At 68.4% G+C, this 25,086-nt stretch carries 23 protein-coding genes; 11 read left to right on the forward strand and 12 right to left on the reverse strand.

Annotation, left to right across the window (positions count from 1 at the left end):
* Window positions 1-178: 178 nt before the first annotated feature.
* Window positions 179-1,822 carry a CTP synthase gene (locus KUV62_RS10195; protein ID WP_222603589.1) on the reverse strand — a complete coding sequence of 548 codons (1,644 nt, stop codon included), beginning with the start codon at window positions 1,820-1,822 and terminating at the stop codon, window positions 179-181.
* A gap of 172 nt (window positions 1,823-1,994) precedes the next feature.
* On the reverse strand, window positions 1,995-2,378 hold the full coding sequence (secG, locus tag KUV62_RS10200; RefSeq protein WP_222603590.1) for a preprotein translocase subunit SecG: 384 nt from the start codon (window positions 2,376-2,378) through the stop codon (window positions 1,995-1,997).
* 241 nt (window positions 2,379-2,619) lie between these two features.
* Here secG and KUV62_RS10205 point away from each other — a divergent pair, with 241 nt between their 5' ends.
* Window positions 2,620-3,561, forward strand: a complete 942-nt coding sequence (locus tag KUV62_RS10205; protein WP_222603591.1) for a DMT family transporter — start codon at window positions 2,620-2,622, stop codon at window positions 3,559-3,561.
* Here the strand turns inward: KUV62_RS10205 and KUV62_RS10210 are convergent.
* Complete coding sequence (locus KUV62_RS10210; RefSeq protein ID WP_222603592.1) at window positions 3,476-4,171, reverse strand: thiamine diphosphokinase; 696 nt, start codon at window positions 4,169-4,171, stop codon at window positions 3,476-3,478. The genes KUV62_RS10205 and KUV62_RS10210 overlap by 86 nt on opposite strands.
* A 138-nt stretch (window positions 4,172-4,309) precedes the next feature.
* On the opposite strand from KUV62_RS10210, the gene KUV62_RS10215 reads away from it, so the two are divergent.
* Complete coding sequence (locus KUV62_RS10215; protein WP_222603593.1) at window positions 4,310-6,577, forward strand: hypothetical protein; 2,268 nt, start codon at window positions 4,310-4,312, stop codon at window positions 6,575-6,577.
* Between the two features lie 209 nt (window positions 6,578-6,786).
* On the opposite strand, the gene KUV62_RS10220 is transcribed toward KUV62_RS10215, so the two are convergent.
* Window positions 6,787-7,245, reverse strand: coding sequence for an Lrp/AsnC family transcriptional regulator (locus tag KUV62_RS10220; protein WP_222603594.1), 459 nt, complete (start codon window positions 7,243-7,245; stop codon window positions 6,787-6,789).
* Window positions 7,246-7,331: 86 nt separating this feature from the next.
* Here KUV62_RS10220 and KUV62_RS10225 point away from each other — a divergent pair, with 86 nt between their 5' ends.
* The 3 genes from KUV62_RS10225 to KUV62_RS10235 all read left to right on the forward strand — a co-directional run bounded on the left by KUV62_RS10225 (window position 7,332) and on the right by KUV62_RS10235 (window position 11,512).
* Complete coding sequence (locus tag KUV62_RS10225; protein WP_222603595.1) at window positions 7,332-8,459, forward strand: type III PLP-dependent enzyme; 1,128 nt, start codon at window positions 7,332-7,334, stop codon at window positions 8,457-8,459.
* Between the two features lie 84 nt (window positions 8,460-8,543).
* On the forward strand, window positions 8,544-10,835 hold the full coding sequence (locus tag KUV62_RS10230) for a xanthine dehydrogenase family protein molybdopterin-binding subunit (protein ID WP_222603596.1): 2,292 nt from the start codon (window positions 8,544-8,546) through the stop codon (window positions 10,833-10,835).
* Window positions 10,836-11,044: 209 nt separating this feature from the next.
* The gene (locus tag KUV62_RS10235; RefSeq protein WP_222603597.1) at window positions 11,045-11,512 is read left to right on the forward strand and encodes a CoA-binding protein; all 468 of its coding nucleotides are present in this window, start codon (window positions 11,045-11,047) and stop codon (window positions 11,510-11,512) included.
* Window positions 11,513-11,779: 267 nt separating this feature from the next.
* Here the strand turns inward: KUV62_RS10235 and KUV62_RS10240 are convergent, their stop codons facing one another.
* The 4 genes from KUV62_RS10240 to KUV62_RS10255 all read right to left on the reverse strand — a co-directional run bounded on the left by KUV62_RS10240 (window position 11,780) and on the right by KUV62_RS10255 (window position 13,831).
* On the reverse strand, window positions 11,780-12,091 hold the full coding sequence (locus KUV62_RS10240; protein ID WP_222603598.1) for a phosphoribosyl-ATP diphosphatase: 312 nt from the start codon (window positions 12,089-12,091) through the stop codon (window positions 11,780-11,782).
* A complete protein-coding gene (gene hisF, locus KUV62_RS10245; protein ID WP_222603599.1) occupies window positions 12,091-12,849 on the reverse strand; it encodes an imidazole glycerol phosphate synthase subunit HisF in 759 nt (252 codons plus the stop codon). The genes KUV62_RS10240 and hisF overlap by 1 nt, the downstream gene beginning before the upstream one ends.
* 96 nt (window positions 12,850-12,945) lie before the next feature.
* Window positions 12,946-13,410, reverse strand: coding sequence for a hypothetical protein (locus tag KUV62_RS10250; RefSeq protein WP_222603600.1), 465 nt, complete (start codon window positions 13,408-13,410; stop codon window positions 12,946-12,948).
* A gap of 28 nt (window positions 13,411-13,438) precedes the next feature.
* On the reverse strand, window positions 13,439-13,831 hold the full coding sequence (locus KUV62_RS10255) for a phage holin family protein (RefSeq protein WP_222603601.1): 393 nt from the start codon (window positions 13,829-13,831) through the stop codon (window positions 13,439-13,441).
* 470 nt (window positions 13,832-14,301) lie between these two features.
* Here KUV62_RS10255 and KUV62_RS10260 point away from each other — a divergent pair, with 470 nt between their 5' ends.
* On the forward strand, window positions 14,302-15,069 hold the full coding sequence (locus KUV62_RS10260) for an META domain-containing protein (protein ID WP_222603602.1): 768 nt from the start codon (window positions 14,302-14,304) through the stop codon (window positions 15,067-15,069).
* A gap of 48 nt (window positions 15,070-15,117) precedes the next feature.
* Here the strand turns inward: KUV62_RS10260 and KUV62_RS10265 are convergent, their stop codons facing one another.
* Together KUV62_RS10265 and KUV62_RS10270 are read right to left on the reverse strand one after the other, a co-directional pair.
* The gene (locus KUV62_RS10265; protein WP_222603603.1) at window positions 15,118-15,432 is read right to left on the reverse strand and encodes a hypothetical protein; all 315 of its coding nucleotides are present in this window, start codon (window positions 15,430-15,432) and stop codon (window positions 15,118-15,120) included.
* 126 nt (window positions 15,433-15,558) lie between these two features.
* The gene (locus KUV62_RS10270; protein WP_261395546.1) at window positions 15,559-16,089 is read right to left on the reverse strand and encodes an HdeD family acid-resistance protein; all 531 of its coding nucleotides are present in this window, start codon (window positions 16,087-16,089) and stop codon (window positions 15,559-15,561) included.
* Between the two features lie 408 nt (window positions 16,090-16,497).
* On the opposite strand from KUV62_RS10270, the gene KUV62_RS10275 reads away from it, so the two are divergent.
* The 4 genes from KUV62_RS10275 to KUV62_RS10290 all read left to right on the forward strand — a co-directional run bounded on the left by KUV62_RS10275 (window position 16,498) and on the right by KUV62_RS10290 (window position 20,910).
* Window positions 16,498-18,042, forward strand: a complete 1,545-nt coding sequence (locus KUV62_RS10275) for a phospholipase D family protein (protein WP_222603604.1) — start codon at window positions 16,498-16,500, stop codon at window positions 18,040-18,042.
* A gap of 152 nt (window positions 18,043-18,194) precedes the next feature.
* The gene (locus KUV62_RS10280) at window positions 18,195-19,040 is read left to right on the forward strand and encodes a hypothetical protein (protein ID WP_222603605.1); all 846 of its coding nucleotides are present in this window, start codon (window positions 18,195-18,197) and stop codon (window positions 19,038-19,040) included.
* 272 nt (window positions 19,041-19,312) lie between these two features.
* Window positions 19,313-20,416, forward strand: coding sequence for a class I SAM-dependent RNA methyltransferase (locus KUV62_RS10285; RefSeq protein ID WP_222603606.1), 1,104 nt, complete (start codon window positions 19,313-19,315; stop codon window positions 20,414-20,416).
* Between the two features lie 44 nt (window positions 20,417-20,460).
* Window positions 20,461-20,910: a hypothetical protein gene (locus KUV62_RS10290; RefSeq protein ID WP_222603607.1), complete on the forward strand. Its 450-nt coding sequence runs from the start codon at window positions 20,461-20,463 to the stop codon at window positions 20,908-20,910.
* 160 nt (window positions 20,911-21,070) lie between these two features.
* Here KUV62_RS10290 and KUV62_RS10295 read toward each other — a convergent pair whose 3' ends face one another.
* A complete protein-coding gene (locus tag KUV62_RS10295; protein ID WP_222603608.1) occupies window positions 21,071-22,618 on the reverse strand; it encodes a Ppx/GppA family phosphatase in 1,548 nt (515 codons plus the stop codon).
* 107 nt (window positions 22,619-22,725) lie between these two features.
* Window positions 22,726-24,024, reverse strand: coding sequence for a flagellin (locus KUV62_RS10300; RefSeq protein WP_222603609.1), 1,299 nt, complete (start codon window positions 24,022-24,024; stop codon window positions 22,726-22,728).
* A gap of 624 nt (window positions 24,025-24,648) precedes the next feature.
* Between KUV62_RS10300 and KUV62_RS10305 the strand changes: the two genes are divergently transcribed.
* Window positions 24,649-25,086 carry a glyoxalase superfamily protein gene (locus KUV62_RS10305; protein WP_222603610.1) on the forward strand — a complete coding sequence of 146 codons (438 nt, stop codon included), beginning with the start codon at window positions 24,649-24,651 and terminating at the stop codon, window positions 25,084-25,086.

Genomic DNA, 25,086 nt, shown 5'->3' on the forward strand with positions numbered 1-25,086 from the left:
ACATATCGAAAATTATATGTGATCCTTGATGCGGATCAAGAAACGCTGGTTTGCGGGGGGCAGGGCGGGCAGCCCCCGCGGCAGGCACGCCCTGATCAGGGCCCGGACGCAGTTGGCTGATACGAAAACAGGCGCCGGTTTCCCGGCGCCTGTTTCGATCTGTCGCTGTGCCGTGGTCTCAGACCAGCCGCGAGGCTTCCTTGGCGGCGCGGACGAAATCCTTGAACAGCGGATGCGGATCGAAGGGCTTCGACTTCAGCTCGGGGTGGAACTGCACGCCGATGAACCACGGATGGTCCGGCCATTCCACGATCTCGGGCAGACGGCCGTCGGGCGACATGCCCGAGAAGCACATGCCGGCGTCTTCCAGCGGTTTGCGGTACTTGATGTCGACCTCGTAGCGGTGACGGTGGCGCTCGTCGATGGCGGTGGTGCCATAGACGGCGGCGACCTTGGACCCCTCGGTCAGCACCGCGTCATAGGCGCCGAGACGCATGGTGCCGCCCTTGTCGTCGGCCACCGAACGGTTGACCTTCTGGTTGCCCTGCACCCATTCCTTGAGGTGGTAGACCACCGGCTCGAAGCGCTTCTCGCCGGCCTCGTGGTCGAACTCCTCGGAGCCCGCCTTGCGCACCCCGGCGACGTTGCGCGCCGCCTCGATGACGGCCATCTGCATGCCGAGGCAGATGCCGAGATAGGGCACCTTGTGTTCGCGGGCGAACTGCGCCGCCTTGATCTTGCCTTCGGTGCCGCGCTCGCCGAAGCCGCCGGGCACCAGAATCGCGTCATAGCTCTCCAGATAGGGCGCGGCATCCTCGCGGTCGAAGAGCTCGGCATCGACCCAGTTCACCTTGACCTTCACCCGGTTCGCCATGCCGCCATGCGTAAGTGCCTCGGCGATGGATTTGTAGGCGTCCTCGAGCTGGGTATACTTGCCGACGATGGCGACGTTGACCTCTCCCTCGGGGTTGTGGATGCGTTCGCTGACGTCTTCCCACTTGTCGAGGGCGGGGCGCGGCGCCGGGGTGATCTGGAATGCATCCAGCACCGCCTGGTCGAGCCCCTCGCGGTGATAGGCGAGCGGCGCGTCGTAGATCGAGGGCAGGTCCTGTGCGGCGATCACGCTGTCGGGGCGCACGTTGCAGAACAGCGCAAGCTTCTCGCGCTCCTTCTGCGGGATCGGGCCCTCCGAGCGGCAGACGAGGATGTCGGGGGCGATGCCGATCGAGCGCAGCTCCTTGACGGAGTGCTGGGTCGGCTTGGTCTTGAGCTCGCCGCTGGCGCGGATGAAGGGCAGCAGGGTCAGGTGCATGAAGATGCACTGGCCGCGCGGCTTGTCCTGGGCGTATTGGCGGATCGCCTCGAAGAACGGCAGGCCCTCGATATCGCCGACGGTGCCGCCGATCTCGCAGAGCATGAAATCGACCTCGTCCTCGCCGATCGAGAGCCAGTCCTTGATCTCGTCGGTGACGTGGGGAATCACCTGGATGGTCTTTCCGAGGTAATCGCCGCGGCGCTCCTTCTCGAGCACGTTGGTGTAGATCCGGCCCGAGGAGACCGAGTCGGTCTTGCGGGCGGGCACGCCGGTGAAGCGCTCGTAATGGCCGAGGTCGAGATCGGTCTCGGCGCCGTCATCGGTGACGAAGACCTCGCCGTGCTCGAAGGGCGACATCGTGCCCGGATCGACGTTGAGATAGGGGTCGAGCTTGCGCAGCCGGACCGAGAAGCCGCGCGCCTGCAGCAGCGCACCAAGCGCCGCGCTGGCAAGGCCCTTGCCCAGCGAAGAAACGACACCGCCTGTGATGAAGATGTAACGTGCCATTGTGGCAGGACCCCGTGATTTGCATCGAATTCTGGACACCCACGGGCCTTCCGGACCGCAGCATCACGGGAGTCCATATATAAAGGATTCGGGCTGCACTGTCCAGAGAACCGCAAGATGCTGTTGCGGTTCAGGGTGCAGCCCTCAATCTATGGTGGTTTGGCTCGTGGCCTTAGTCAGCGCGCGGCACCAGCGGCGCGTCGGGCGACGTCTCGCTGTCGGAGGCCGACGGCGGCGGCAGCAGCGCATCGGTGTCGATCTCGCCCGGAGCGGTCTGTTCCGCGGCCGGAGCCGAACCCGACCCGCCGAGACGGTCCATGACCGAGACGCCCGAGGCGTCCTGCGCGGCGAGAATGGTCAGCGTGATCGAGGTCACGATGAAGCCGATCGCCAGGATCCAGGTCACCTTGCCGAGCGCGGTTGCCGCGGCGCGCTGGCTCATGGCGCCACCGCCACCGCCCATGCCAAGCCCGCCCCCTTCGGAGCGCTGCAGCAGCACCGCGCCGATCAGCGACAGCGCGAGAAGAAGATGGACGATGAGAATGACGTTCTGCATGGAAGGTCCCGAAGCCTGCGGTCTTGGCGGGCTATGTAGGGGAAGCGGGTGATGGGCGCAACCCGCCAGATGGGCCCGTGGCGCCAGCCCGTGGATCGCCGCGCATGCCGGGGCCCGGCGCGGGGGGCGGGCGCAGGTAAAAGATGTGTTGATAGACTCTCTTTTAAATTGAATCGGCTTTCCGATGAAATAATGGAGGTAGTGTATTGCCGGATCATCGGCGGCTCGCTACCGTCGCCGCATGAGACAGGACAAACCGCTTCTCGGCATCGCGCTGATGCTCGGATTTTGCATCATCGCGCCGCTGGCCGATGCTGTGGCCAAGCTGCTTGCCGACACCGTGCCGCTCGCCGAGCTGGTGTTCTTCCGTTTCGCCGTGCAAGCGGTCCTGCTGGTGCCGGTGATGGTGGCCACAAGGCGCAGCTTCCGGATGCGCCGGCGGGTGGCGGGAATCGTGTTCCTGCGCACGCTCATGCATATTCTCGGCATCGGCATGATGGTGACCGCGCTGCGCTACCTGCCGCTGGCAGACGCCGTGGCCATCGCCTTCGTCATGCCGTTCATGCTGTTGATCCTGGGCCATTATTTCATGGGCGAAGAGGTTGGCTGGCGCCGCCTCGCCGCCTGCGCCGTGGGCTTCTCCGGCACCCTCCTGGTGGTGCAGCCGGCGTTTCGCGATGTCGGCTGGCCGGCGCTTCTGCCGCTCGGCGTGGCGCTCAACTTCTCGCTCTTCATGATCACCACCCGGCAGATCTCGCGCGATATCGACGCGATCTCGCTGCAGGCGGTGTCGGGGCTGATGGCGATGGCGGTGATCGGTCCAATGCTGCTGGTGCTGCCCGCGGGCCGCATCCCCGAGCTGCAATGGGCCGTGCTGCCGGCCGATACCTGGGGGCTGCTGCTCTCGATCGGGCTTCTCGGCACCGTGGCACATCTGCTGATGACCTGGTCGCTGCGCTATGCTCCGGGGGCCACGCTGGCGCCAATGCAATATCTCGAGATGCCCTTCGCCACGCTCTTCGGCTTCATGATGTTCCACGAGCTGCCGAATCCGATGGCCTCGGTCGGCATCTGCATCATAATCGCGTCGGGGCTGTTCATCCTCGCGCGCGAGCGGGCCATCCATCGGGCGCAGAAAGCAGCGCCCGTGCCAGTTCCGGACGTTGCGACGCCGGCAGAATGATCAGCATCAGCGGCGCGTCGAAGCGCAGCGAGATTTGCTCTTCGCTGGCCTCGTTCGAGGTCCCCGCGCGCTGTGCCGGGGTGAAGTCCAGCCCATTGAGCGGCCAGCGCAGGCCCTCACTCTCACCGTGTACCAGCCCCATCGGATAGAGCGAGACCCGCGTGCCGACGGGCAGGGATAGCTTGAGGCGCGGCGGCGCGAGCGCGATCACGTCTTCCTCTCCCACGAGAATGCAGCGCCGGTCGGCGCGCAGGCACAGCACCGTCAGCGCGGCGAGCTGGTGGTCGACGCGCAGGCCGAGAAAGCCGGTGCCATAGACCAGCGGCGCCGAGATGTTGCGCAGGCACTTGTCGAAATCGGTGCTGTCCTGCTCGGCAATATGATGCACGCGCCCGGCCGGGATTCGCGCCCGGGCGCTCTCGGAAAGAGAATCGAGGTCGCCGATCACCGCATCCGGCAGGGCTCCGGCGCGCAGCAGCGTATCGGCGCCGCCATCCGCTCCCACACGGGTCGAACAGGTCTCGAGCAGCTCCGCAAGAGCGGATCTCGGGCTTTCGCCACCGCCCACCAGCAGGATCGGATCGGGACTTCTCAGGATGGGAGGATTCATGGCAATTTTACGGTTTTCGGGGACTCAGGTCACAATGGAGACACGAAATGATACGCTCGCGACCAAAGATTCGGTCAGCTTTCGTCTCGTATGACGTGGTAAACACATTGTTGCAAAGCGATTGAGAGTGAGCAGCACATGGTGAGTTCGAGCAAGATCCTGACGGTCTCCTACGGCACCTTCTCCTGTACCGCGGAGGGGTTCGAGGATCCGCTGGCGGTGGTGAAGGAAACCACTCATTTCTTCCGTGGCGTGGTCCGCGAAGACCGGTTCTTTGGTGCCGAGCCGCCGCAATTCGATCCCGAGCTGGCTGCCGAGCTGCTGCAATCCCAGATCAGCGCCGAGGTCGGACAGGGGACGCTGACGCTGCGCAACCCGCTGAGCGGGGCCGCGGCGTCGAGCGGTGCGATGAGCGCCGCGCTGGCCGCCGGCCGCGCGCCGGAGCGTCCTGCTGCTGCGGTGGCCGAGCCCGCGCCCGCCGCAGCGCCCGAGGTCTCCGTGGCCGAGGAGGTCGCCGAGATGGCGGCGGAGCCGGCGCCCGAGGAAGCCAAGGTTGCCGTGTCCTATCAAGGCGATGGCAGCGAGGATGACGCCCTGCAGGCGCAGATGGCGGAAGACACGATCGCGGCGCTGCTCGCCGAGGATCTGGCTGAGGATCTGGCCGACGAGATGCCGGGTGATGACAGCCTGGCAGCCGAGGCCGAGTTCTTCGAGGCGGAAGAGGAAGTCGCGGCGCCGCAGCCCGGAGTCGGGCTGAGCGATCCGGAAAGCGTTGCCGCCAAGCTCCGTCGCATTCGCGCGGTGGTGGCGCAGGGCGCACCGGCAGAGGACGATGTCGAGCCCGAGGCCGAGACCGAGAAGGCCGAGGCATCGGTTTCGGCGATGCTCGATGCGCTGGCGCCCGAGCGCGATGAGACCCCGAGCTCGGCACAGGCGCTGCGCGACAATCTGTTCTCCGACACGCTGGCGGGCGCCGAGTTCGATCTCTCCTACGAGGATGATGACGCCGAAGACGACGAGGACGCGCTGTTTGACATGCCCGCCGCCGAGGCGGATGCGGCCGCGTCCGAGGAGGCCGAAGCCGAGGCTGAAGACGCCGAGATCGCGCCGGTGCAAGAGAAGGCGCCGCTGCGCCTGCCGCGCGCCAGGGTGGTGAAGGTCAAGCGGGCAGAGTTCGATGCCGCCCTGGGTCAGGGCCTGATCGAGGAGGCCGAAGCGGCCCCGGCGGCTCCGGTGAGCAGCCTCAGCCCAGAGGACGAGGATGATCTCGCCCGCGAGCTCGAGGCAGTCCGCGCCGAGCTCAAGGGCGATTTCCAGGAGGCATTCGACGAGCCGGAAGAGATCGACGCGGCAGATGCGGACGAGGCCGACGAGGTCACCTCCGCGATCGGCCAGCTGATGGGCGCCGACCAGGATGACGACGGCTGGGACGACGACGAGGACGAATGGGAAGACGAGGAGCCGATGAGCGCCTCCGACGCCGCCGACCCGCTGCGCCTCGAGCCCTCCGATGCCGCCCGGGATTGGGATGACGACTCCGACAGCGCCGTCGATTTCGAGTTCACCGACGCGTTCGACGACGAGCAGGACGAGGATGACGACGCGGAGGAGGCCGACGACGAGCTGGTCGACCAGGCCGAGGCCGAGCGCGAGGAGGCCCTGCGCCAGGCCGCGCATCAGGAGGTCCGCAAGGCTGTGAAGATGTCGAGCCCGGCCCGGGCGATGCTCACCGAGCGCCGGGTCGAGGACAACGACGCCTCGCGCATCCTCGACGAGACCAACACCCAACTGCAGGAGCCGGAGGGCAACCGCCGCCGCAGCGCCATCGCGCATCTGCGCGCCGCCGTCGCCGCGACCCGCGCCGACAAGCTGCTGGGCCGCAAGCGCGACGCCCGCGAACAGACCGAGCCCTACCGCGCCGATCTCGCCAACGTGGTGCGCCCGCGCCGCCCCGAGGCCCCGGCCAGCCAGACCGAGCGTCCGGCCGAGATCGTGCGCCCGGCGCCGCTCAAGCTGGTGGCCGAGCAGCGCGTCGATGCCGAGGCACCGGCGCCGCGCCCGCGCCGTGTCCGGATCTCCGACATGGAGGATGCCGCGGCGCTGACCGGCGGCGAGGCCGATGACAGCTTCGCCGAATATGCCGAGAGCGTCGGTGCGCGCGAGCTGCCGGAGCTGCTCGAGGCGGCCGCGGCCTACATGTCCTTCGTCGAGCGCCGCGAGCAGTTCTCGCGCCCGCAGCTGATGACCAAGGTGCGCCAGGTCGAGACCGAGGAATCGAGCCGCGAAGACCGGCTGCGCAGCTTCGGCCAGCTCCTGCGCGAGGGCAAGATCGAGAAGACCCGCGGCGGCCGCTTCACCGCCTCGGAGCGCATCAGCTTCAAGCCGGACGCCCGCGCGGCGAGCTGATCGCTCAATACCTGGCACGCGTAGAGCGGCGGGGGCCTCGGCCTCCGCCGCTTTCGTTTCGTTTGGCCGGTTTCCAGGGCGTCTCGAGGAGGGGAGGGGCGCGCTCGTGGCGGGGAGGAAGGGGGCGCTGCCCCCTCTTGGCGCTGTGCGCCAATTCACCCTCGAGGTATTTTTGAACCAGAGAAGATGCGGGGTGTGGCCGGGGGGGCTCAGCCGCGGCGGTCGAGCTTGGTGGTGAGGTGGATCAAGCTTTCCGAGCTTTTCACCCCGCGCGCCTCGGCGATGCGGTCGAGGGCGGCGTCGAGCGCCTCGGTGGAGGCGGCGCAGACAATCACCATCAGGTCGACCCGCCCGGAGGTGGTGTGCACCGTCTCGACCTCGGGCATCTGGCGCAGCCGGGCCAGCACGTCGGCCTGGGCGCGGGGCTCGATGCAGACCAGCACCGTGGCCCGGATCGCCTCCTTCAGCGCCGGGCCGCGGCGGATGGTGAAGCCGGCGATGGCACCGCGCTGGATCAGCCGCTCGATCCGGGCCTGCACCGTGGTGCGCGCCAGCCCCAGCCGGCGCGCGAGATCGGAGACCGGCATCCGCGCATCGGCGGAGAGCAGCGCCACGAGGGCGCGGTCGGTTTCGTCGATCTGTTGGGGAGTATGGTCGAATTGTTGCATATCGGGATCAGAGTGACAGTTCTGCCGGGCGAAATCGAGTCTCTTGCCGCGCATACTTGGGAAAACTTTGAACAGGAGGTGTCTTCATGGGCAGAGAGCAGGCGCTGATGCCGTCGCCCGAGACGTGGCTGGCGCGCGAGCAGCCCGACGAGCCGGTGTTCTTCTTCTGCCCGCAGCGGCTTGGCGCCGTGGCCGGGCGGTTTCTCGCGGGCTTTCCGGGGCTGGTGAGCTATGCGGTCAAGGCCAACCCGCTGCCCGAGATGATCGAGGGGCTGTGGCTGGCGGGGCTGCGCGCCTTCGACGTGGCTTCGCCGGCGGAGATGGCGCTGGTGCGGGCGCATTGCCCGGGGGCTGTCCTGCATTACCACAACCCGGTGCGCTCGCAGGCCGAGATCCTCGCCGGCCTGGCGCAGGGTTGCGTGTCGTGGTCGGTCGATCGGATGAGCGAGCTAGAGAAGCTCTCCGCCCTGCCGGCGGGCACCGAGATCGCGGTGCGGCTGAAGCTGCCGGTGGCGGGGGCGGCCTATGATTTCGGCGCCAAGTTCGGCGCCGAGCCGGCAGGCGCGGTGGCGCTGCTGCGCCGGGTGACCGAGATGGGGCTGACGCCGTCGCTGACCTTCCATCCCGGCACGCAATGCCGCAGCGCCGAGCCCTGGGCGCGCTACATCCAGGCCGCGGCGGAGGTGGCCGGCGAGGCGGGTGTCGCGCTGCACCGGCTGAACGTCGGTGGCGGCTTTCCCAGCGACCGGGGCGAGGGCCACCCGGATCTCGAGACCATCTTCAGCACCATCGCGGACGCCGCGCGCGCAGCCTTCAAGACGCCGCCGGAGCTGGTCTGCGAGCCGGGCCGCGGGCTCTGCGCCGAGGCCTTCATGCTGGCGCTGCGGGTCAAGGCGGTGGAGCCGGAGGCAATCTTCGTCAATGACGGCATCTATGGGGGCATGGCCGAATGGCGCGATCTCGGCCCGATGGGGCGGCTGCGGGTCGTTGATCCGGAGGGCCGGCTGCGGGCAGGCCGCGCGCAGGACCGCGTCGTCTTCGGTCCGACCTGCGACAGCCTCGACCGTCTGCCCGAGCCGCTGGCGCTTCCGGCAGGCATCAAGGACGGCGATTTCATCATCTGCGAGGGCATGGGCGCCTATTCCCGGGCGCTGGTCACCGGCTTCAACGGCTACGGAGCGCGCAGGGTGGTGCGCATGACCGCCGGCTGCTGAGATTTCCCGGGCGTCGCGCTGGACACTTCCCTGGCAGAGCGCCACTCTCCGCCGCAGAAGACCAGCCAAGCGCGAGGACGGGATATGGAAAAGTTCGGCAAGAGCCAGTCATTCAAGCGCAGCGAGGACGTGCGCTTTCTCACCGGGCATGGCCGCTATATCGACGATATCGCGCCCGAGGGCGCGCTGCACGCCTTCGTCCTGCGCTCGCCGGTGGCCCATGCGGTGATCACCGGGCTGGATGTCGAGGCGGCGCGCGAGGCCGAGGGCGTGGCGCTGGTCCTGACCGTCGACGACCTGCTCGCGGCGGGCATGGACATTCACATGGGCGGCACGGTGCTCACCAACCGCGATGGCAGCAAGGCCGCCGAGCCCGAGCGCCCGATGCTCGCGCGCGGCAAGCTGCGCCATGTCGGCGAGCCGGTGGCGCTGATCGTGGCCGAGACGCTGCAGCAGGCCCGTGACGCGGCGGAGCTGATCGAGCTCGATTACGACGATCTGCCCGCCCATGTGGAGATCTGCGCCGGCGGCGAGACCATTCACCCCGAGGCCCCCGACAACCGCGCCTTCGACTGGGGCATGGGCGACGAGGCGGCCACCGCAGAGGCCTTCGACAAAGCGGCGCGGGTGGTGCGGCTCGAGGTCGGCGACAACCGGGTGATCGTCAACGCCATGGAGGGGCGCGGCTGCTTCGCCGAGTGGGATGGCAATCGCATCCACCTTGCGTTCAACGGGCAGGGGGTCTGGGATCTCAAGGGCGAGCTGGCGGCGGCCATGGGGCTCGACGAGGGCGCGGTGCGCATCACCAACCCCGATGTCGGCGGCGGCTTCGGCATGAAGGCGGCCTCCTACCCGGAATATTTCGTCGTGGCGCAGGCGGCGCGGGTGCTGGGCAAGCCGGTGCGTTGGATCTCGGAGCGCACCGAGGGGATGCTGTCGGACCATGCCGGGCGCGACCTGACGACGATGGCGGAGCTGGCCTTCGATGCGGAGCACCGGATTCTCGGCTACCGCATCCACACGCTGTGCAACCTCGGCGCCTACAACTCGGGTTTCGGCCAGCCGATCCAGACGCTGCTGTTCTCCAAGGTGCTGACCGGAACCTATGACATCCCCGCCGCCTACATGCGGGTCGAGGGGTTCTACACCAACACCACGCAGGTAGATGCCTATCGCGGCGCCGGGCGGCCCGAGGCGATCTACGTGATCGAGCGGGTCATGGACCGGGCCGCGCGCGAGCTCGGGCTCGACCCGATCGAGCTGCGCAAGATCAACTTCATCAAGGAGTTCCCCTACAAGACCGTCACCGGCGAGACCTATGACGTGGGCGATTTCCCCCGCGTGCTGGATCATGCGATCGCGGATGCCGATGTGGCGGGCTTTGCCGCGCGCAGGGCCGAGAGCGCGGCGCAGGGCAAGCTGCGCGGGCTGGGTCTGTGCTTCTACATCGAATCGATTCTCGGCGACCCGGCAGAGGATGTGCGGGTCGAGTTCACCGAAGAGGGCGGCGCGGTGATCTATGTCGGGACGCAGTCGAACGGGCAGGGGCATGAGACGGTGTTTGCCAAGTTCCTCAGCGATCAGACCGGCATTCCCTTCGACAAGATCGCCTTCGTGCAGGGCGACAGCGATCTGATCGCCCGCGGCGGAGGCACCGGCGGCTCGCGCTCGGTGACCACGCAGGCCAACGTGACGCTGTCCTGCGTGCGCCAGATGGTCGAGGGGTTCTCGGCCTTCCTTGCCGAGGAGATGGGCGTGGAGGCCGCCGAGCTGCGCTTCGATGACGAACGCTTCCGGGCGGAAGGCTCGAACCTGACGCCGACGATGCTGGAGGTGGCCGAGATGGCCCGCGCCAAGGGCCGGGAAGATCTGCTGACCTGGTCCGCCCGTGATCAGATCGAGGCCCGGTCCTACCCCAACGGCGCGCATTTTGCCGAGGTGGAGATCGATCTCGAGACCGGTGTGGCCGAGGTGGTGAAATACACCGTGGTCGACGATTTCGGCAATCTCATCAACCCGATGCTGGCCGAGGGTCAGGTGCATGGCGGGGTGGCGCAGGGGCTCGGGCAGGCGCTCTGCGAGCGCACGGTGTTCGACGAGGACGGCCAGCTGCTGTCGGCGAGCTTCATGGACTACGCCATGCCGCGCGCCGATGACATGCCATGGATCCGCTTCGACGTCGAGCCGGTGCCCTCCACCGGCAACCCAATGGGGATGAAGGGCTGCGGCGAGGCCGGGACTGTGGGCGCGCTGGCGGCGGTGTCGAACGCCATGCAGGACGCGCTTTGGGCGAAGGGCGTGAAGCAGGTCGACATGCCGTTCACCCCGATGCGGGTCTGGAGCCTGCTGCAGGGCGCGCCGCTGGCGGCGGAGTGATCCGCGGCGGAACGCGGGAAATGGCGGCGTCAAGTTTTTTGTTCACGCTTCCTTGAGGGGGTTTGCAATTGTGGCTTTCGTGCCCATATCCCCTACAGGATCGCGGAGACGGAACCTTCGCGACGCCTTCACTGTCCCTCGTTCCGCACTTGCGCCCAAGGTCTCCTTGGGCGCTTTTTCTTTGCGCAGGCCAAGCCTAGGGTAGGGACATGAGCTATTCCGATGCGTTTCTGAAAGACATCCTCGCGCGGACCAGGGTGATTGCCGTGGTCGGCGTGTCGCTGAACCCGGTGCGGCCAAGCTACTACGTCGCCCGCTACCTGAGCCTGCGCGGCTACCGGGTGATCGGGGTGAATCCCGGCCACGCGGCCGCGATGCTGTTCGGCGAGCAGGTGCGGGGCGCGATCGAGGAGCTTCCGCCGGAGGTCGACATGGTCGACATCTTTCGCCGCTCGGAGGCGGTGCCGCCGATCGTCGATGCGGCGCTGGCGCATCTTCCGGGCCTGAGGACGGTGTGGATGCAGATCGGGGTCGAGAACGCGGCTGCCGCTGCGGCGGCGGAAGCCAGGGGAGTCGACGTGGTGATGAATCGCTGCCCCAAGATCGAATACCAGCGCTTGCACGGCGAGCTGCGCATGGGCGGGTTCAACACCGGGGTGATTTCCTCGAAGCTGTGATCCTGTGTGTCACGGCTCCTCCGCCCTTGCGGGCGTCCTCGCTTGCGCCGGCGCACCCGTGCCGAAACGGGCACGGGAGGGGTCCGTCAGGCCGGCCTCCGGCGGGAGTATTTATGACGAAGAGAAGCCAGGGGCGCAGCGCTCCTGTCTTCTCTGGTTCCCAAATACCTCGGGGGTGAATTGGCGCGTAGCGCCAAGAGGGGGCTGGCCCCCTCCTGCCGCGACGGTGACGCAAGTGATCGGTCGGGAGGGCACTCGGCGCCGGTTTCAGCTCGGGCGCGAGGCTTTCTCGGCGAGGCCGGACTGGCCCTGTCGCCGCGCGAGCTCGTCCATCACGCGCGAGAGCGGCACATCGCGCGCCTTCAGCATCACGAGGAAGTGGAACAGCACATCGGCGCCTTCGGAGGCCAGTTTCTCGCGGTCGCCCTTGACCGCCTCGATGATGGCCTCCACCGCCTCCTCGCCGAATTTCTCGGCGCATTTCTCCGGCCCCTTGGCGAGCAGCTTGGCGGTCCAGCTGTCGTCGGGCGAGGCGCTGGCGCGGGCGGCGACGATGGTTTCGAGCTCTTCGAGGGTCATCACAGCCTCACCGGGATGCCGGCCGCGGCCATGTGAGCCTTGGCCTCCTGGATGGTGAATTCGCCGAAGTGGAAGATCGAGGCGGCGAGCACCGCCGAGGCGTGGCCCTCGGTCACGCCCTCGACGAGATGGTCGAGCGTGCCGACGCCGCCGGAGGCGATCACGGGAATGTCGACCGCGTCGGAGATCGCCCGAGTCAGCGGCAGGTTGAACCCCGCCTTGGTGCCATCGCGGTCCATCGAGGTCAGCAGGATCTCCCCGGCGCCCTTGGTGGCGACGGTCCGGGCGAACTCGACCGCGTCGATGCCGGTGGGCTTGCGGCCGCCGTGGGTGAAGATCTCCCAGCGGCCCGGCTCCACGGTCTTGGCGTCGATCGCCACGACGATGCATTGCGAGCCGAAATGATCCGCCGCCTCGGCGACCACGTCGGGATTGGCCACCGCCGCCGAGTTGAAGCTGACCTTGTCGGCCCCGGCGAGCAGCAGGTTGCGCACATCGGCGACCGTGCGCACGCCACCGCCCACGGTGAGCGGGATGAAGCATTGCTCGGCGGTGCGGGTCACCACATCGAACATGGTGCCGCGATTCTCGTGCGTGGCATGGATGTCGAGGAAGGTGATCTCGTCGGCGCCGGCGGCGTCATAGGCGCGGGCGGCATCGACCGGGTCGCCCGCATCGCGCAGGTCGACAAAATTGACGCCCTTGACCACGCGGCCATCGGCGACATCGAGACAGGGAATGATGCGGGTTTTCAGCATATGCGCCTTATGGCGCGGATCGGCGGGGGAGGGAAGGGGGCGCAGCGCCGCGCCGGTCCCGCGCGGCGTCCGGTTCCGGGCGGCATCGCGGCCGGTCTAGGGCTGTGGCGCGCGATCCGGGTCGGGCGCGAGGCCGATCGCCCCGAGCAGCGTTGTCGCGAAGGCGCTGCCAAGGCTGCCGAAGGCGCTGACCGTCGCTTCGGCGATGGCCGGGGCCAGCTCGGCCTCGAGGCCCTGAAGGGTCTCGGTCAGCTCGGCGACGCGGGTCTCCATGCGCGCCAGCTGCGCCTCGAGCGCCGAGCAGAGCTGCAGATCCGCGCCGTCCTCGCGCAGCGCCGCTAGCGCGCTGCGGGTCTCGCCGATCTGGGTGGTCAGGCCCTGGATCTCGGAACGCAGCGGGCGGATCGTGCCGGTGATCTCGGCCACGTCACCGGTGATGCTCTCGACGGTGGAGAACAGGCTCCAGCCCAGCCAGAGGCAGAGCGCCAGCAGGATCAGCGTGGCGTTCAGGACGGCAAGGAAAAGGGTCCAGAGGGTGCGCCCGAGGCTGCGTTCGGTCATGGCGCTCCCTCCCTTGCCAAGCTTCGTCTCAGGCCTTCTTCTTGGCGCCCTCGGCGAGCTGCTTGAAGACGTAGATCGGGATCAGGATGGTCGCGATCAGGCTGCCGAGCCAGACCAGGAGCGTTGCCGCCAGCCAGTTGGCGACCCCGCCGATCGACATGCCGCCGAGCAGCAGGTCGGTGATCAGGAGCCCGATCGACACGGTGACCAGCGCCACCCCGCCCATCAGCTGCGGCAGTTGCTTGAGCGAGATCTTGGTGATCATCGGCCCGAGCACCGCCTGGATGACCGAGAAGGCGAGCACGACGATGAGGAAGGACAGCGGATCGATCTCGAACCCGGCCAGCAGCACGGCGGCGAGCAGCAGCCCCACGGCATTGGCGATGAGATAGGCGGCGGCGGAAAGGGCGAGCTTGATCAAATGAATTCTCCCGATGGGGCAGGGCCGCGGAGGGCATTTCCCGGACGGTCCCGTGTGCAACAATCTCCAGTTGATCTTTCGCCTCAACGGCTGATGGGTCAAGGATTTTTGGGCGCTTCCGCGGCCGGCGCGTCGGCTGGGGCGGCGTTTGGTGGCCGGGCCCATCCGGTGGCGTCGGGCGTCGCTGGCATCGGTGGCGGCAGGTGCCCCTGCGCGCGTGATGGCAGGGGGGCGGCGATGCGCCGCCGCCGCGGGGCGCGGGCGTGGACAGGAGAAGGGGGCGCCGATACAGTTCTCGCAACGGCGCCGCGACCGCGGTCCAGACATGCCTCTGACCGCGGACATGGCATTTGCGATGGCGGGCTGAGACGCCGGGGCCGGTAACCGCCCCTCGCAAGACCACGACGCAGACCGGGGACACGCGGGTTTCGCACGTAGTTTCGGCAATGACGGCAATTGGGAGAGCCTTGATGAAACCGATTTCGACCCTGCGCCGCGGCCTCGCGGCGGCCACGCTCGCCGCCTTTACGACCCTGCCGGCCAGCGCGGAACCCGCCGACCTCAACGTGGTGGTGCGGCTCGCCGACGGCGCGACGCTGCCGCCCGAGGCGATGATGCAGGTCTCGCTGCTCGACGTGTCGCGCGCCGACGCGCCCGCGATCCCGCTGGCCGCGCGCGCCTATCGCATCGATACGCTGCCCGCCGCGATCCGTCTGCCCTACGATACCGACGACGTCGACGAGCGCATGAGCTATGCGGTCTCGGCCAGCATTTCGATGGACGGCAAGACCGTGCTGCGCACCACGACCTCCTTCCCGGCGCTGACCCGCGATGCGCCCGAGCGCCCGGAGATCGTCCTCGAGCAGATCGCGCCCGTGATGATGGAGAGCGACATGCCCGGCATCGCCGGAATCCCCTGGCAGGCGACCGAGATCGGCGGGCGGCTTCTCGTGGTCGAGGACGCGCCGACGCTGGCCTTCGACGCGGATGGCCGGTTTGCCCTGTTCGGCGGCTGCAACCGCTTCACCGGCAGCGCCGAGATCGGTGCGGGCACGATCTCCTTCCCGGAGGCCTTCGCCGGCACCCGCCGCATGTGTCCCGAGCCGCGCATGACGCTCGAGCAGACCATGATCGACGCGCTGGGCGCGGCGACGGGCTACGTGCGCAACGGCAGCCTGCTGAGCCTGACCAACGAGGCCGGCGTCACTGTGCTTCGGTTCAACGAGCGGCCCGAGTGATCCGCACCTGACCGCGCCGCGGTCGGCCGGCGGGCCCGAGCCTCGGGCTCAGTGCTCGTCGAGCCAGAAAATGTCGGGGTTGGCCTCGCAGAAGGCGCCGAACTCGGCGAGGATCGTGCCGTAGCTCACCCCCTTGGCGGCGGCGTAGCCGCGCATGTAGGTGAAGATGAACTGCATGGCGATGACATCGTGCTCGCTCATGTCAGCGGCCTTGGCCGGTTCGACGAGGAAGAGCCCCCGCGCCTCGGCGCAGCTCGCCTTGGTCATCGCCCAGTCTTCCGCCTGATCGACCACCTGAAGGGTCTCGACCCCCGCAGTGGCGAAACATGGAACCGCCAGCAATACCGCAAGAAACAGTCTCATGATTGGCCCCGTCCTCCTTTGGGTCATCGCCGGCACGGGCCGCGCCGGGGCAGCCTGGGCCGGAAACGGCCCTTAGGCAAGGCAAGATGCCGCCCGTTGCAAAGGCGCGGGGCGGCGCCTCTCGCCTCAGGCGAGCTCTGCCTCGGGATGCTTGCGCACGTAGGACCCGTAGGACAGCATCGTGACGCCGCTCGAGATCAGCTCGATCGCCAGCAGGATGCCGAGCAGTGAGACCGAGGCCGCGAGGAAATTGCCGAACACAATCACCGCCAGCACCACCGAGATCGCACCGGAGAGCAGTGAGAGCCAGAAGAAGCCCGATCCGCGCAGGCTGAAGGCGAAGACGATCTTCAGCACGCCGTTCACCAGGAACATGATGGCGGCCATCACGGTCAGCGTGACGATGCCGGCGAGCGGGTGAAACAGCAGGCCGAAGCCCAGCACCACATAGGCCACCCCGAGCAGGATGCCGAGCAGGCGCGCGCCCCAGCCACCGGCCCGGAAGGCCGCGCCGAATTGCAGCACCCCGCCGATCAGAAAGAACCAAGCCGCCATCTGTTCTGCCGCGACCGTGGCGACGAACGGGTTCATCAGCGCGAAAAAACCGCCGATGATGAGCAACACACCAAAGATGATCCACAAGACTGAATTCTTCATTCTATTTCCTCCTGACAGCGGGCCGGGCCGCGTCTTCAATGCGTTGAGTATTCAATGAATTCGCGTCGTTTCCTATCGAAAAGCGACCGCATCGGGCGAATGGCGGCCATGCAAATCCCGCGCCACCGAGGCTCTGGGCGCGCGCGGCGTGCTGCACGGGCCGCGCGTCGCACCGGCATCCGAGCGGAGAGCGGATCGCCCGGCTTGGCATGGCGAGCGCCGCGAAAGCACGGGATCGGTGCCTGGCCGGCGCGTCCTCTTCGCCCGGTCGGGCCGCCTGGAAGGGCGTCCGGCTGAAGCAGGAAGGCCCCCTGCGACGATGCCGCGCGGCGATTCAGCCGCTAAGCGTTGACCGGGGCAGCTCCGCTCTCTAGCCTGTTGAAAACAGGTCGATTGCCGGAGGTCGTCATGCGTTTTCTGAGATTCCTTCTCGTCCTGGTGATTGTCCTCGCGATAGCGATCGTGGCGCTGCGCCTGCTCTACCCGCTGCCCGATCTCGAGGGGCGCACCGAAAGCAGCCATCTCCCGATTTCTTCCGACACCACTCTCGGACAGAGCGTGATGACGGCGTCCGAGGCGCATCCCGGCGAAAGTGGCATCTGGCCGCTGGCCGACGGGCGCGAGGCCTATGCTGCGCGCATCCTTCTGGCGCGCGCCGCCGAGGAGAGTATCGACCTGCAATATTACATCTGGCAGACCGACACGACCGGCTGGATCCTGCTCGACGAGCTGCGCAAGGCCGCCGAGCGTGGCGTGCGGGTGCGGCTGCTGGTCGATGACAACGGCGTGCCGGGGCTCGATGCGGAGTTGGCGGCGCTCGACGCGCTGCCGCAGGTCGAGGTGCGGCTGTTCAATCCGTTCACCCTGCGCGATCCCAAGCTGCTTTCCTACGCGTTCGACTTCTCGCGCCTGAACCGGCGGATGCACAACAAGGCGATGATCGTCGACGGGGCCGCCACCATCCTCGGCGGCCGCAACATCGGCGACATCTATTTCGACTATGGCAGCGGCGTGCATTACTTCGACGCCGACGTGCTGGCGATCGGGCCGGTGGTCGGGGACGTGTCGCAGAACTTCGATGCCTACTGGGCCAGCGAGAGCGCCTATCCCGCGGAGCGCATCCTGCCGGAGGCCCCGGAGGGGATGGCCAGCCTGACGGGCGCCGCCGAGACGGCCCGGACCAGCGCCGAGGCCGCCGGCTATGACGAGGCCATCGCCAGCACCGCGCTGATGCAGGAGATCACCGCCGGCACGCTGGCCTTCGAGTGGGGCAATGTCACCTTCTTCAGCGATGATCCGTCAAAGGGCGTCGGGAAGGCCAGCGAGGACGAGCTCCTGCTCACCCGCATCCTCGAGATCGCCGATCCCACCACCTCCTTCGATCTCGTCTCGGCCTATTTCATTCCGGGCGACAGCGGCACCGACCGCCTCACGGGCTTCGCCGAGGCCGGCGTCGCGACGCGGGTGATGACCAATGCGCTGGCCGCCACCGATGTCGCCCCGGTGCACAGCGCCTACATGACCTACCGCGAGCGGCTGGTCGACGGTGGAGTCACGGTGCTGGAGCTGCGCCCGGAGGCCGAGCGCAAGCGCGAGCGAAACCTGTCGAGCATGATCGTCGGCTCCGCCTCGAGCCTGCACGCCAAGACCTTCAGCGTCGATGGCGAGCGGATCTTCGTGGGCTCGTTCAATTTCGATCCGCGCTCGGCCCGGCTCAACACCGAGATGGGCGTGCTGATCCCGAGCCCGCGGATGGCGGCGGGGCTGGCGCAGGTGATGGAGGCAACGCAGCAATCCTACCTGGTCGAGCGCGACGACGCCGGCGATCTGGTGTGGATCGCGACTGCCGAGGACGGCAGCCGCAGCGTGCTGACCGAGGAGCCCGAGACCGGCTGGTTCAAGATGCTGGTGGTGCGGGTCATCAGCTGGCTTCCGGTCGAGTGGATGCTCTGAGCCGGCGCGCTGCCGGGCTGAGGGCCCGGCGGGGCGCGGATGCGGGCTGCCGAGACCGGGATTTCCTGCCGCGGTGGCGCAATCCCTATGGCGTTGTGGCCGACTGCGTGTAGCATCGTCTTCCGCAGGACTCTCATCGACCGGATAGACTCATGGACGCCACCACCGCAGCGTCGCTCTACAAGAACATAGAGCTTCCCTCCTTGACGCTTTTGATGATCGCGCTGATCCTCTGCGTCAGCCTGCCGGCGATGGCAGTGATCGGCTATTGGGGCGGGCGGGCGCGGCGGCGCATGGTGCTGAGCGCCGGCGGCGAGGTCGATCACGTGATCGGAGAGACGACGCTCGCGGCGATCCTCGCGTTGCTCGGCCTACTGCTGGCCTTCAGCTTCGGCGATGCGCTGAGCCTGGCGCAGGCCCGCAAGGGGGCAACGGTGAACGAGGCGGCCGCGCTCGGAACCGCCTTCCTGCGCGCCGATTACCTGCCCGAGAGCGGCGGACGCGCGCTCCAGTCGGCGCTGCTCGCCTATGCAGAGACCCGGCTGCTTCCCGGCGATGCCGGCCTGGCCACCGCCGAGGATGCCCGCCTCTTCCTGCAGCGCTCGCTCGAGGCGCAGGCGCGGCTCTGGCCGCTGACCCTGGAGGCCACGCAGGATCCGGTGGCGCCGCCGATCAAGGCCTTCGTCGCCGGCGCGGTGAACGAGGCGATCGATGCGCATCTCTACCGTTTGCAGATGATGAACAGCCCGATGTCCGAGGTCGCCCATCTGATGTTGCTGGCCACCGCGCTGACCGCGCTGTTTCTGCTCGGCAACCGCGCCGGGCTGCTTGGCCGCAGGCTGACCTGGCGGATGTTCGTGTTCTCGGGCTTCCTGTTCATCATCATGTTCACCATCCTCGACACGCAGCGCGCCCGCGAGGGTTTCGTGCGCGCCGATGACCTGCCGCTGCGCGCGACGATCTTCGACATGCGCGCCGCGCTCGAAGCGGCGGGCTAGACGCGTATGGCGGCTGCGCAGGGGGCGCTGCCCCCTCTTGGCGCTCTGCGCCAATTCACCCCCGAGGTATTTGGAAACCAGAGAAGGCAAGGGCGCGGCGCCCCTGTCTTCTCTTCGTCAAAAATACTCCCGCCGGAGGCGCCTGACCCTGCCGCGGGCGCCGGGGCCGGGAGGCTGGCGGAGGCGGCGCCGTCTCGCTTCTGCGCGACGGGCGCGTGCGATCGCTGACGGGGAGACTCGTCGCGGGCGGAAAAAGGCGCTAAGCGGGCGGCATGGACGAGACATTCGAGATCTTCCTGGCCTGCGCGCCGGGGCTGGAGACGACGCTGACGGCGGAGGCCAAGGCGGCGGGGTTCGGGCCGTTGCGGCCCGCGGCGGGCGGCGTCGCCTTCGACGGTGGCTGGGCCGAGGTGATGCGGGCCAATCTCTGCCTGCGCGGCGCCGCGCGGGTGCTGGCGCGGATCGGCGGCTTTCCCGCGGTACACCTGGCGCAACTCGACAAGCGGGCGCGCAAATTCCCGTGGGGCGAGGTGCTGCGCGCCGACCAGCCGGTCAAGATCGAGGCGGTGAGCCGGAAATCGAAGATCTACCACGCCGGCGCGGCGAAGCAGCGGGTCGAGACCGCCATTGCCGAGACGCTGGGCGCGGCCCGCGGCGATGACGGCGTGCGGCTGCTGGTGCGCATCGAGGACAATCTCGTGACCTTCTCGGTCGACACGTCCGGCGAGCCGCTGCACCGGCGCGGCCACAAGGAGGCGGTCGGCAAGGCGCCGATGCGCGAGACGCTTGCGGCGCTGTTCCTGCGCGAGTGCGGCTATCGCGGCGCGGAGCCGGTGGTCGACCCGATGTGCGGCTCGGGCACCTTCGTGCTGGAGGCCGCGGAGATCGCCGCCGGCCTGGCGCCGGGGCGCAGCCGGCACTTCGATTTCGAGCGGCTGGCCGGGTTCGATCCCGAGGCCTGGGCGGCACTCAAGGCGGCGCAGGCGCCGCACGAGACCGCGCTGCGCTTCCACGGCTTCGACCGCGATGCCGGCGCGGTGCGTTCGGCCACCGCCAACGCGGAGCGGGCCGGCGTCTCGGAGATCACCCGGTTCGCCTGCCAGCCGGTCAGCGCGCTGGAGCCGCCCGAGGGGCCGCCGGGGCTCGTCATGGTCAACCCGCCCTATGGCGCGCGGATCGGCAAGCCCGGGCCGCTGCACGCGCTGCATCGCAGCCTCGGCGAGGTCCTGAAGGCGCGGTTCCGCGGCTGGCGCGTCGGAATCGTCACCTCGGAGCCGGGGTTGGCGCGCGAAACCGGGCTGCCCTTCCTGCAACCGGGCCCGCCGGTGGCGCATGGCTCGCTGAAGATCCGGCTCTACCGGACCGACCCGCTCTGAGCTCTCCTCTTCCCAGGGGCGCCTGAGGCCCTATATTCAGAGCCATGAAACAGCTCGCCGCCCTCTGTCTCTCGGCCAGTCTGCTGGCCATGCCCGTCGCCGCACAGGATGCTGGCGAGGAGGCGCCCGATGGCGGCGGCCTGATGAAGCGCGGCGCGCAGATGTTCTTCGAGGGGCTGATGGGCGAGCTCGACCCGGCCCTGCGGGGGCTCGAGGATCTTGCCGGAGAGATGGAGCCGGCGCTGCGCAGCTTCCGCGAGGAGATGGGCCCGGCGCTGCAGGACCTGATGGGGAAGGTGAAGGACTGGTCGGTCTACCACCCGCCCGAGATGCTCGAGAATGGCGATATCATCCTGCGCCGCCGCGAGCCTCTGGAGAGCGAAGACGACGGCATCCTCCCGCGCGACCGGGACTGGCCGGAGCGCAGGCGCGAGCTGCCGCCGCTCGACGGTACGCCGCCGGATCGGCAGTCGGGAGACGAGATCGAGCTCTGAGGTCGTCTCGCTTCGGAGCCCGGGGCGATGTGGGGCAATCCCGACACAGGAGGCGCGCGGCGATGCCGCCCGGCGCGCAAGGCCGAGGCTCCTGCGATTGTTGCACCGGGGAGATCCCGGCTGCTTGGTTTGCGGCGGAGGGGAGGTGGAGAGGTCTGGCTCAGTCGATCTCGACCTGCATGTCCTCGGCATTCAGCGCCCGCGCCAGCGACTTGAACCGCGCCTCGGCGACCTCGCCATAGAGCGGCGCCACGTCCGGCGTCATCCGCAGCGACAGCCGTCTGGCCTTGCGGTCCCAGGCGAGGGCGGCGCCCTCTTCCTTGCTGACATCCGACATCCACAGCATCGAGCCGAAGCGCATGGCCTTGCCGAGCACCTCGGCCTCCTGCAGTTCGTCCTCGCTCAGAAGCGCGTAATAGGCCTCGAACAGGCCTTCGCGCTTGTTCTTGTAGCGATGCAGCAGGGCCAGGCCGAGGAACACCCGTTCGGGGTGGGTGAGGCCGCCGAGATTGGCGCGGGTGGCATTGTCGAAGCAGGTCTGCGCCCGGTAATCGGGATGGGCGCGCCAGCTCACGTCGTGGAGCAGGCAGGCGGCCTTGACGATGCGCGTGCGGTCGGGGCCGGCATCGGCAAACAGCGGCTCGACGAAGCGGTAGAGCTTCTTGCCGAAGCCGGGCAGGCGGGCATCCTTGGCCTCGGAGAAGCGGCAGGCCTCGACCAGCGGGTCGCGGTCGCGCAGCTTCTGCGGCATCTGCTCGTAGAGCAGCCCCTCGCGGATGCCGTAGGAGGAGATCGCGATGCCGGCGGGCGAGAAGGTCTCGATCAGCCGCGCCAGCACCTCGCTGGCATAGGGCACGAGGCTCATCCGCGCCGAGGAGATCGAGCAGGCGCCGCGCAGCGCCTCGAGATCGGATTTCTCGATGAATTTCAGCGTCTCGGCGACCGCGTCCTTGTCCATGCGGTATTCGTGCAGGACATGCAGGGGATAGCCGCGGCGCTCCATGTCGATGCGGGCGATGGCGCGCCACGAGCCGCCGACGAGGAAGAGCTGCGCATCACGCCGCCCGATCACCTCGGCGAGCTTGTCGATATGCTTGGCGATGTGCTTCTCGCGGGCCTTCTTGCCGCCCTCGAGATCCTTGAAGCGCAGCGGACCGAGCGGCGAGGTGACGCGGCGGCCGACCTGACCGTCGGAGAGCTCGGCCAGCTCCATCGACGAGCCGCCGATGTCGCAGATCAGCCCGTTGGCGCCGGGCCAGCCCAGCAACACGCCCTGCGCCGAGAGCCGCGCCTCTTCCTCGCCGTCGATGACCCAGATCTTCAGGCCGGTCTGCTTCTCGATCTCGGCGCGGAAGGCGGGTCCGTCCTCGGCCTCGCGCATGGCGGCGGTGGCCACGGCGGTGAGCGGCGGCAGGTCCATGCCACGGGCCAGCGTCTGGAACCGGGCCAGCGCCGAAAGCGCGCGGGCCTTGCCCTCGGGATTGAGCCGCCCGGTCTCGGGCATGCCGGCGCCGAGGCCGCACATGATCTTCTCGTTGTAGAAATAGGCCGGGCTGCGCGCCGCGCCGTCGAAGACGACAAGGCGCACCGAGTTCGAGCCGATGTCGACAACCCCCACGCGCGACAGGCGTCGGGCCTGCGGATCCTCGAAAAGCGGGCGGCCGAAAGGCCCCCAGTCGCCTTGGGCGGAGTCGCTCTGTCCGTCCATCTGCATCCCCGGCTGTGGTCCGCCTCCGCTCTACCACGCTTCGGGCGCGTGGCGAAAGCTCTTCATTGGGGCAACGTCGCGGGGCGGGCAGTCGTTCCGCGGCAGGATCAGCGGAACAGCGAGAGCAGCGCGCCGGGAGCGCCGTTGGCGATGGAGAGCGCCTGGATGGCGAGCTGCTGCTGCACCTGAAGCGCCTGCAGCCGGGCCGAGCTTTCCTCGAGATCGGCATCGACGAGCACGCCGATTCCCGAGGTCATGGCATCGGTCAGGCTGGCGTTGAAGCTGGCCTGGGTCTCGAGTCGCCTCTGATCGGAGCCGAAGGCGGCGGCGGCGTTGGTCGAGATGTCGAGCAGCCCCTCGATCGTGGCCAGCGCATCGGCGGCGCCTTCGGCGGTGCTGACATCGAGATCGGCGAGCAGCTCCAGCCCGCCGCCGATGGTGTTGTCGGCATCCGCGTCGAGGGTATCGAGCCGCACCGCGATGGTGTCGCTCGCGGTGGTGACCTGCGAGGTGAGGGTGAGCGCGCTGCCCGAGGCCTGCACCTGCAGCACGGAGCTGTCGATCCCGGTGCGGGCGGCATAGCTGGCATAGCCGAGCGACAGCCGCGAGAGCACGTCGCCGATGCCGTCGCCGTCGCGGGCGACATAGGAGATCGGCGCGCTGGTCATCTCGGCGCGCGACTGGGTGGCCCCGGAGGTGGTGCGCAGGTCGGCCTGCACGAAGGTCGAATCGTCGCCGTCGGTGCCGTAGAGCGACAGGGAGAAGGCCATGCCGGCGGTCACCGTGATGCCGCTGGCATCGAGCGTGGCGCTGCGGGTGAGGGTGAGCGTCGCCGAGACGGCGGCGGCGCTGTAGGTGCCGCCAGAGGCGGTGATGACGCTGCTCGCGGTCGAGAGATCCTGCTTGCCGATGCTGATATCGACCCCGCGAACGCCCTGCGGATCGCGCTGCAGGAAGCCCAGCACCTGCTCGCTGCCCGAGCCCGCTCCGGCGTCGCGATTGTTGAGCAGGTTGAGGCCGTTGAACTGCGCCGCATCGACCACCGCGGCGATTTGGTCGCGCAGGGATGAGACGGTGTTCTGGATCTTGCCGCGGTCGACATTCTCCTCCTGCGCGGTGACCACCTGTGCCTTGATCTCGGTCAGCAGGTCGGTGATCGTCTCCGCGCCGTTGCGCGCCACCGCCAGCGTGGCACCGCCGAGCGCGAGGCTGTCGGACACCTTGCGGTAGCCCAGCACGTCGGCCTCCATGGTCTTGGCGATGGCCCAGACCGCGGCGTTGTCCTCGGCGCCGGCGACGCGGCGGCCGGTGGAGATCTCGGTCTGCACCTCGGCGATGTTGGTGTTGATGCTTTGAAGGGTCATCAGCGCGATGGTCGCGCTGTCATTGGTCAGGATACTGGACATGGGGTGCCTGTTCTCGGGGATGCCTGTACGGGGGCTGTTCGGGAAAAGCGCGCAGTTCACGCGAAGCGGGCCCGGGTCGGGGCATTCGTGGCAGCGATTTCGCCGCAAGCGGTGCGTCGTCCGGACCGGAAGCCGAGACAGTCTACGCCCGCGCCGCCGCCCCCATGGCGCAGTCCTCAGAGTGAGGGGGGCGGGTAAAGCGGGGGCTAAGGAAATGCGGCGCCGGAAGGGTGATTTGGCGGCGGTTATGCGGCGTAGTGGCTGGCTGCGGGCAGCGGGGTAGGGCAGGCGTCAAGAGCTGGACCGTCGCGGTCCGCAAGCTTGTCACGCGCGCCGATCCCGCATATGCAAGGGCTAAGGTGCCGGGCACCTGCCGCCTGCGGACGCAAGTCTCGGTGAAGCCCGGAACAAGACGACATCTCACCCTCGATGCATTTCGCTGGTGGGCAATGCAGGCTCCCTCCCGTTCCGAAATGCCTCTCACGAGGAGATTGCGATGTCTGTCCGACGCGCCAAGCCATCCTTTGCGGACCCCTGTCCGCCCCGCCCCGACCGGCGGTTCCGCCGGTTCGCCCCCCGTCCCGGGGTCCGCGCCTTGCCGGGCACCGCGCCCCGGGAGGTCGCATGACACCGGCGCTCCTGCCCCTCGACGCCGCCAAGGCGCAGGCCAAGGCCCTGCGCGAGGCGCTTGCCGCGCGCGGCACCGAGATCAGCCATTCGCACGCCCTCGAACTGGTGGCACGCCAGCACGGTGCGCGCGACTGGAACACGCTCCACGCCCGCCTGTCGCAACGCAACGCCCCACCCGAGCTGGCGCTCGGCGACCGGGTGTCGGGGCGTTATCTCGGTCAGGCCTATCGCGGGGTGATCGTGTCGCTTTCGGGCACGGGCAGCCACCGGCAGGTGGGCATCAAGCTCGACGCGCCGGTCGATACCGTCAGCTTTGCGAGCTTCTCGAACTGGCGGCACCGCCTGCGCGGCACCATCGACGCCGAGGGGCGCAGCCCGCGCCGGACCTCGGACGGCATGCCGCAGCTGACCGTGGAGAAGGCGCCGTCCTGA

It is taken from the genome of Salipiger bermudensis (genome assembly GCF_019801965.1).
Classification (GTDB): Bacteria; Pseudomonadota; Alphaproteobacteria; order Rhodobacterales; family Rhodobacteraceae; genus Salipiger; species Salipiger bermudensis_A.

What these genes read in the sequence shown, in the direction of transcription:
- KUV62_RS10260 (WP_222603602.1), top strand. Translation starts at nt 14,302, where the DNA reads ATGAAACCGATTTCGACCCTGCGCCGCGGCCTCGCGGCGGCCACGCTC.
- KUV62_RS10240 (WP_222603598.1), bottom strand. Translation starts at nt 12,091, where the DNA reads ATGACCCTCGAAGAGCTCGAAACCATCGTCGCCGCCCGCGCCAGCGCC.
- KUV62_RS10300 (WP_222603609.1), bottom strand. Translation starts at nt 24,024, where the DNA reads ATGTCCAGTATCCTGACCAATGACAGCGCGACCATCGCGCTGATGACC.
- KUV62_RS10275 (WP_222603604.1), top strand. Translation starts at nt 16,498, where the DNA reads ATGCGTTTTCTGAGATTCCTTCTCGTCCTGGTGATTGTCCTCGCGATA.
- KUV62_RS10210 (WP_222603592.1), bottom strand. Translation starts at nt 4,171, where the DNA reads ATGAATCCTCCCATCCTGAGAAGTCCCGATCCGATCCTGCTGGTGGGC.
- KUV62_RS10270 (WP_261395546.1), bottom strand. Translation starts at nt 16,089, where the DNA reads ATGAAGAATTCAGTCTTGTGGATCATCTTTGGTGTGTTGCTCATCATC.
- KUV62_RS10305 (WP_222603610.1), top strand. Translation starts at nt 24,649, where the DNA reads ATGACACCGGCGCTCCTGCCCCTCGACGCCGCCAAGGCGCAGGCCAAG.
- KUV62_RS10220 (WP_222603594.1), bottom strand. Translation starts at nt 7,245, where the DNA reads ATGCAACAATTCGACCATACTCCCCAACAGATCGACGAAACCGACCGC.
- KUV62_RS10250 (WP_222603600.1), bottom strand. Translation starts at nt 13,410, where the DNA reads ATGACCGAACGCAGCCTCGGGCGCACCCTCTGGACCCTTTTCCTTGCC.
- KUV62_RS10295 (WP_222603608.1), bottom strand. Translation starts at nt 22,618, where the DNA reads ATGGACGGACAGAGCGACTCCGCCCAAGGCGACTGGGGGCCTTTCGGC.
- secG (WP_222603590.1), bottom strand. Translation starts at nt 2,378, where the DNA reads ATGCAGAACGTCATTCTCATCGTCCATCTTCTTCTCGCGCTGTCGCTG.
- KUV62_RS10225 (WP_222603595.1), top strand. Translation starts at nt 7,332, where the DNA reads ATGGGCAGAGAGCAGGCGCTGATGCCGTCGCCCGAGACGTGGCTGGCG.
- KUV62_RS10280 (WP_222603605.1), top strand. Translation starts at nt 18,195, where the DNA reads ATGGACGCCACCACCGCAGCGTCGCTCTACAAGAACATAGAGCTTCCC.
- KUV62_RS10215 (WP_222603593.1), top strand. Translation starts at nt 4,310, where the DNA reads ATGGTGAGTTCGAGCAAGATCCTGACGGTCTCCTACGGCACCTTCTCC.
- KUV62_RS10195 (WP_222603589.1), bottom strand. Translation starts at nt 1,822, where the DNA reads ATGGCACGTTACATCTTCATCACAGGCGGTGTCGTTTCTTCGCTGGGC.
- KUV62_RS10235 (WP_222603597.1), top strand. Translation starts at nt 11,045, where the DNA reads ATGAGCTATTCCGATGCGTTTCTGAAAGACATCCTCGCGCGGACCAGG.
- KUV62_RS10265 (WP_222603603.1), bottom strand. Translation starts at nt 15,432, where the DNA reads ATGAGACTGTTTCTTGCGGTATTGCTGGCGGTTCCATGTTTCGCCACT.
- KUV62_RS10205 (WP_222603591.1), top strand. Translation starts at nt 2,620, where the DNA reads ATGAGACAGGACAAACCGCTTCTCGGCATCGCGCTGATGCTCGGATTT.
- KUV62_RS10290 (WP_222603607.1), top strand. Translation starts at nt 20,461, where the DNA reads ATGAAACAGCTCGCCGCCCTCTGTCTCTCGGCCAGTCTGCTGGCCATG.
- hisF (WP_222603599.1), bottom strand. Translation starts at nt 12,849, where the DNA reads ATGCTGAAAACCCGCATCATTCCCTGTCTCGATGTCGCCGATGGCCGC.
- KUV62_RS10230 (WP_222603596.1), top strand. Translation starts at nt 8,544, where the DNA reads ATGGAAAAGTTCGGCAAGAGCCAGTCATTCAAGCGCAGCGAGGACGTG.
- KUV62_RS10285 (WP_222603606.1), top strand. Translation starts at nt 19,313, where the DNA reads ATGGACGAGACATTCGAGATCTTCCTGGCCTGCGCGCCGGGGCTGGAG.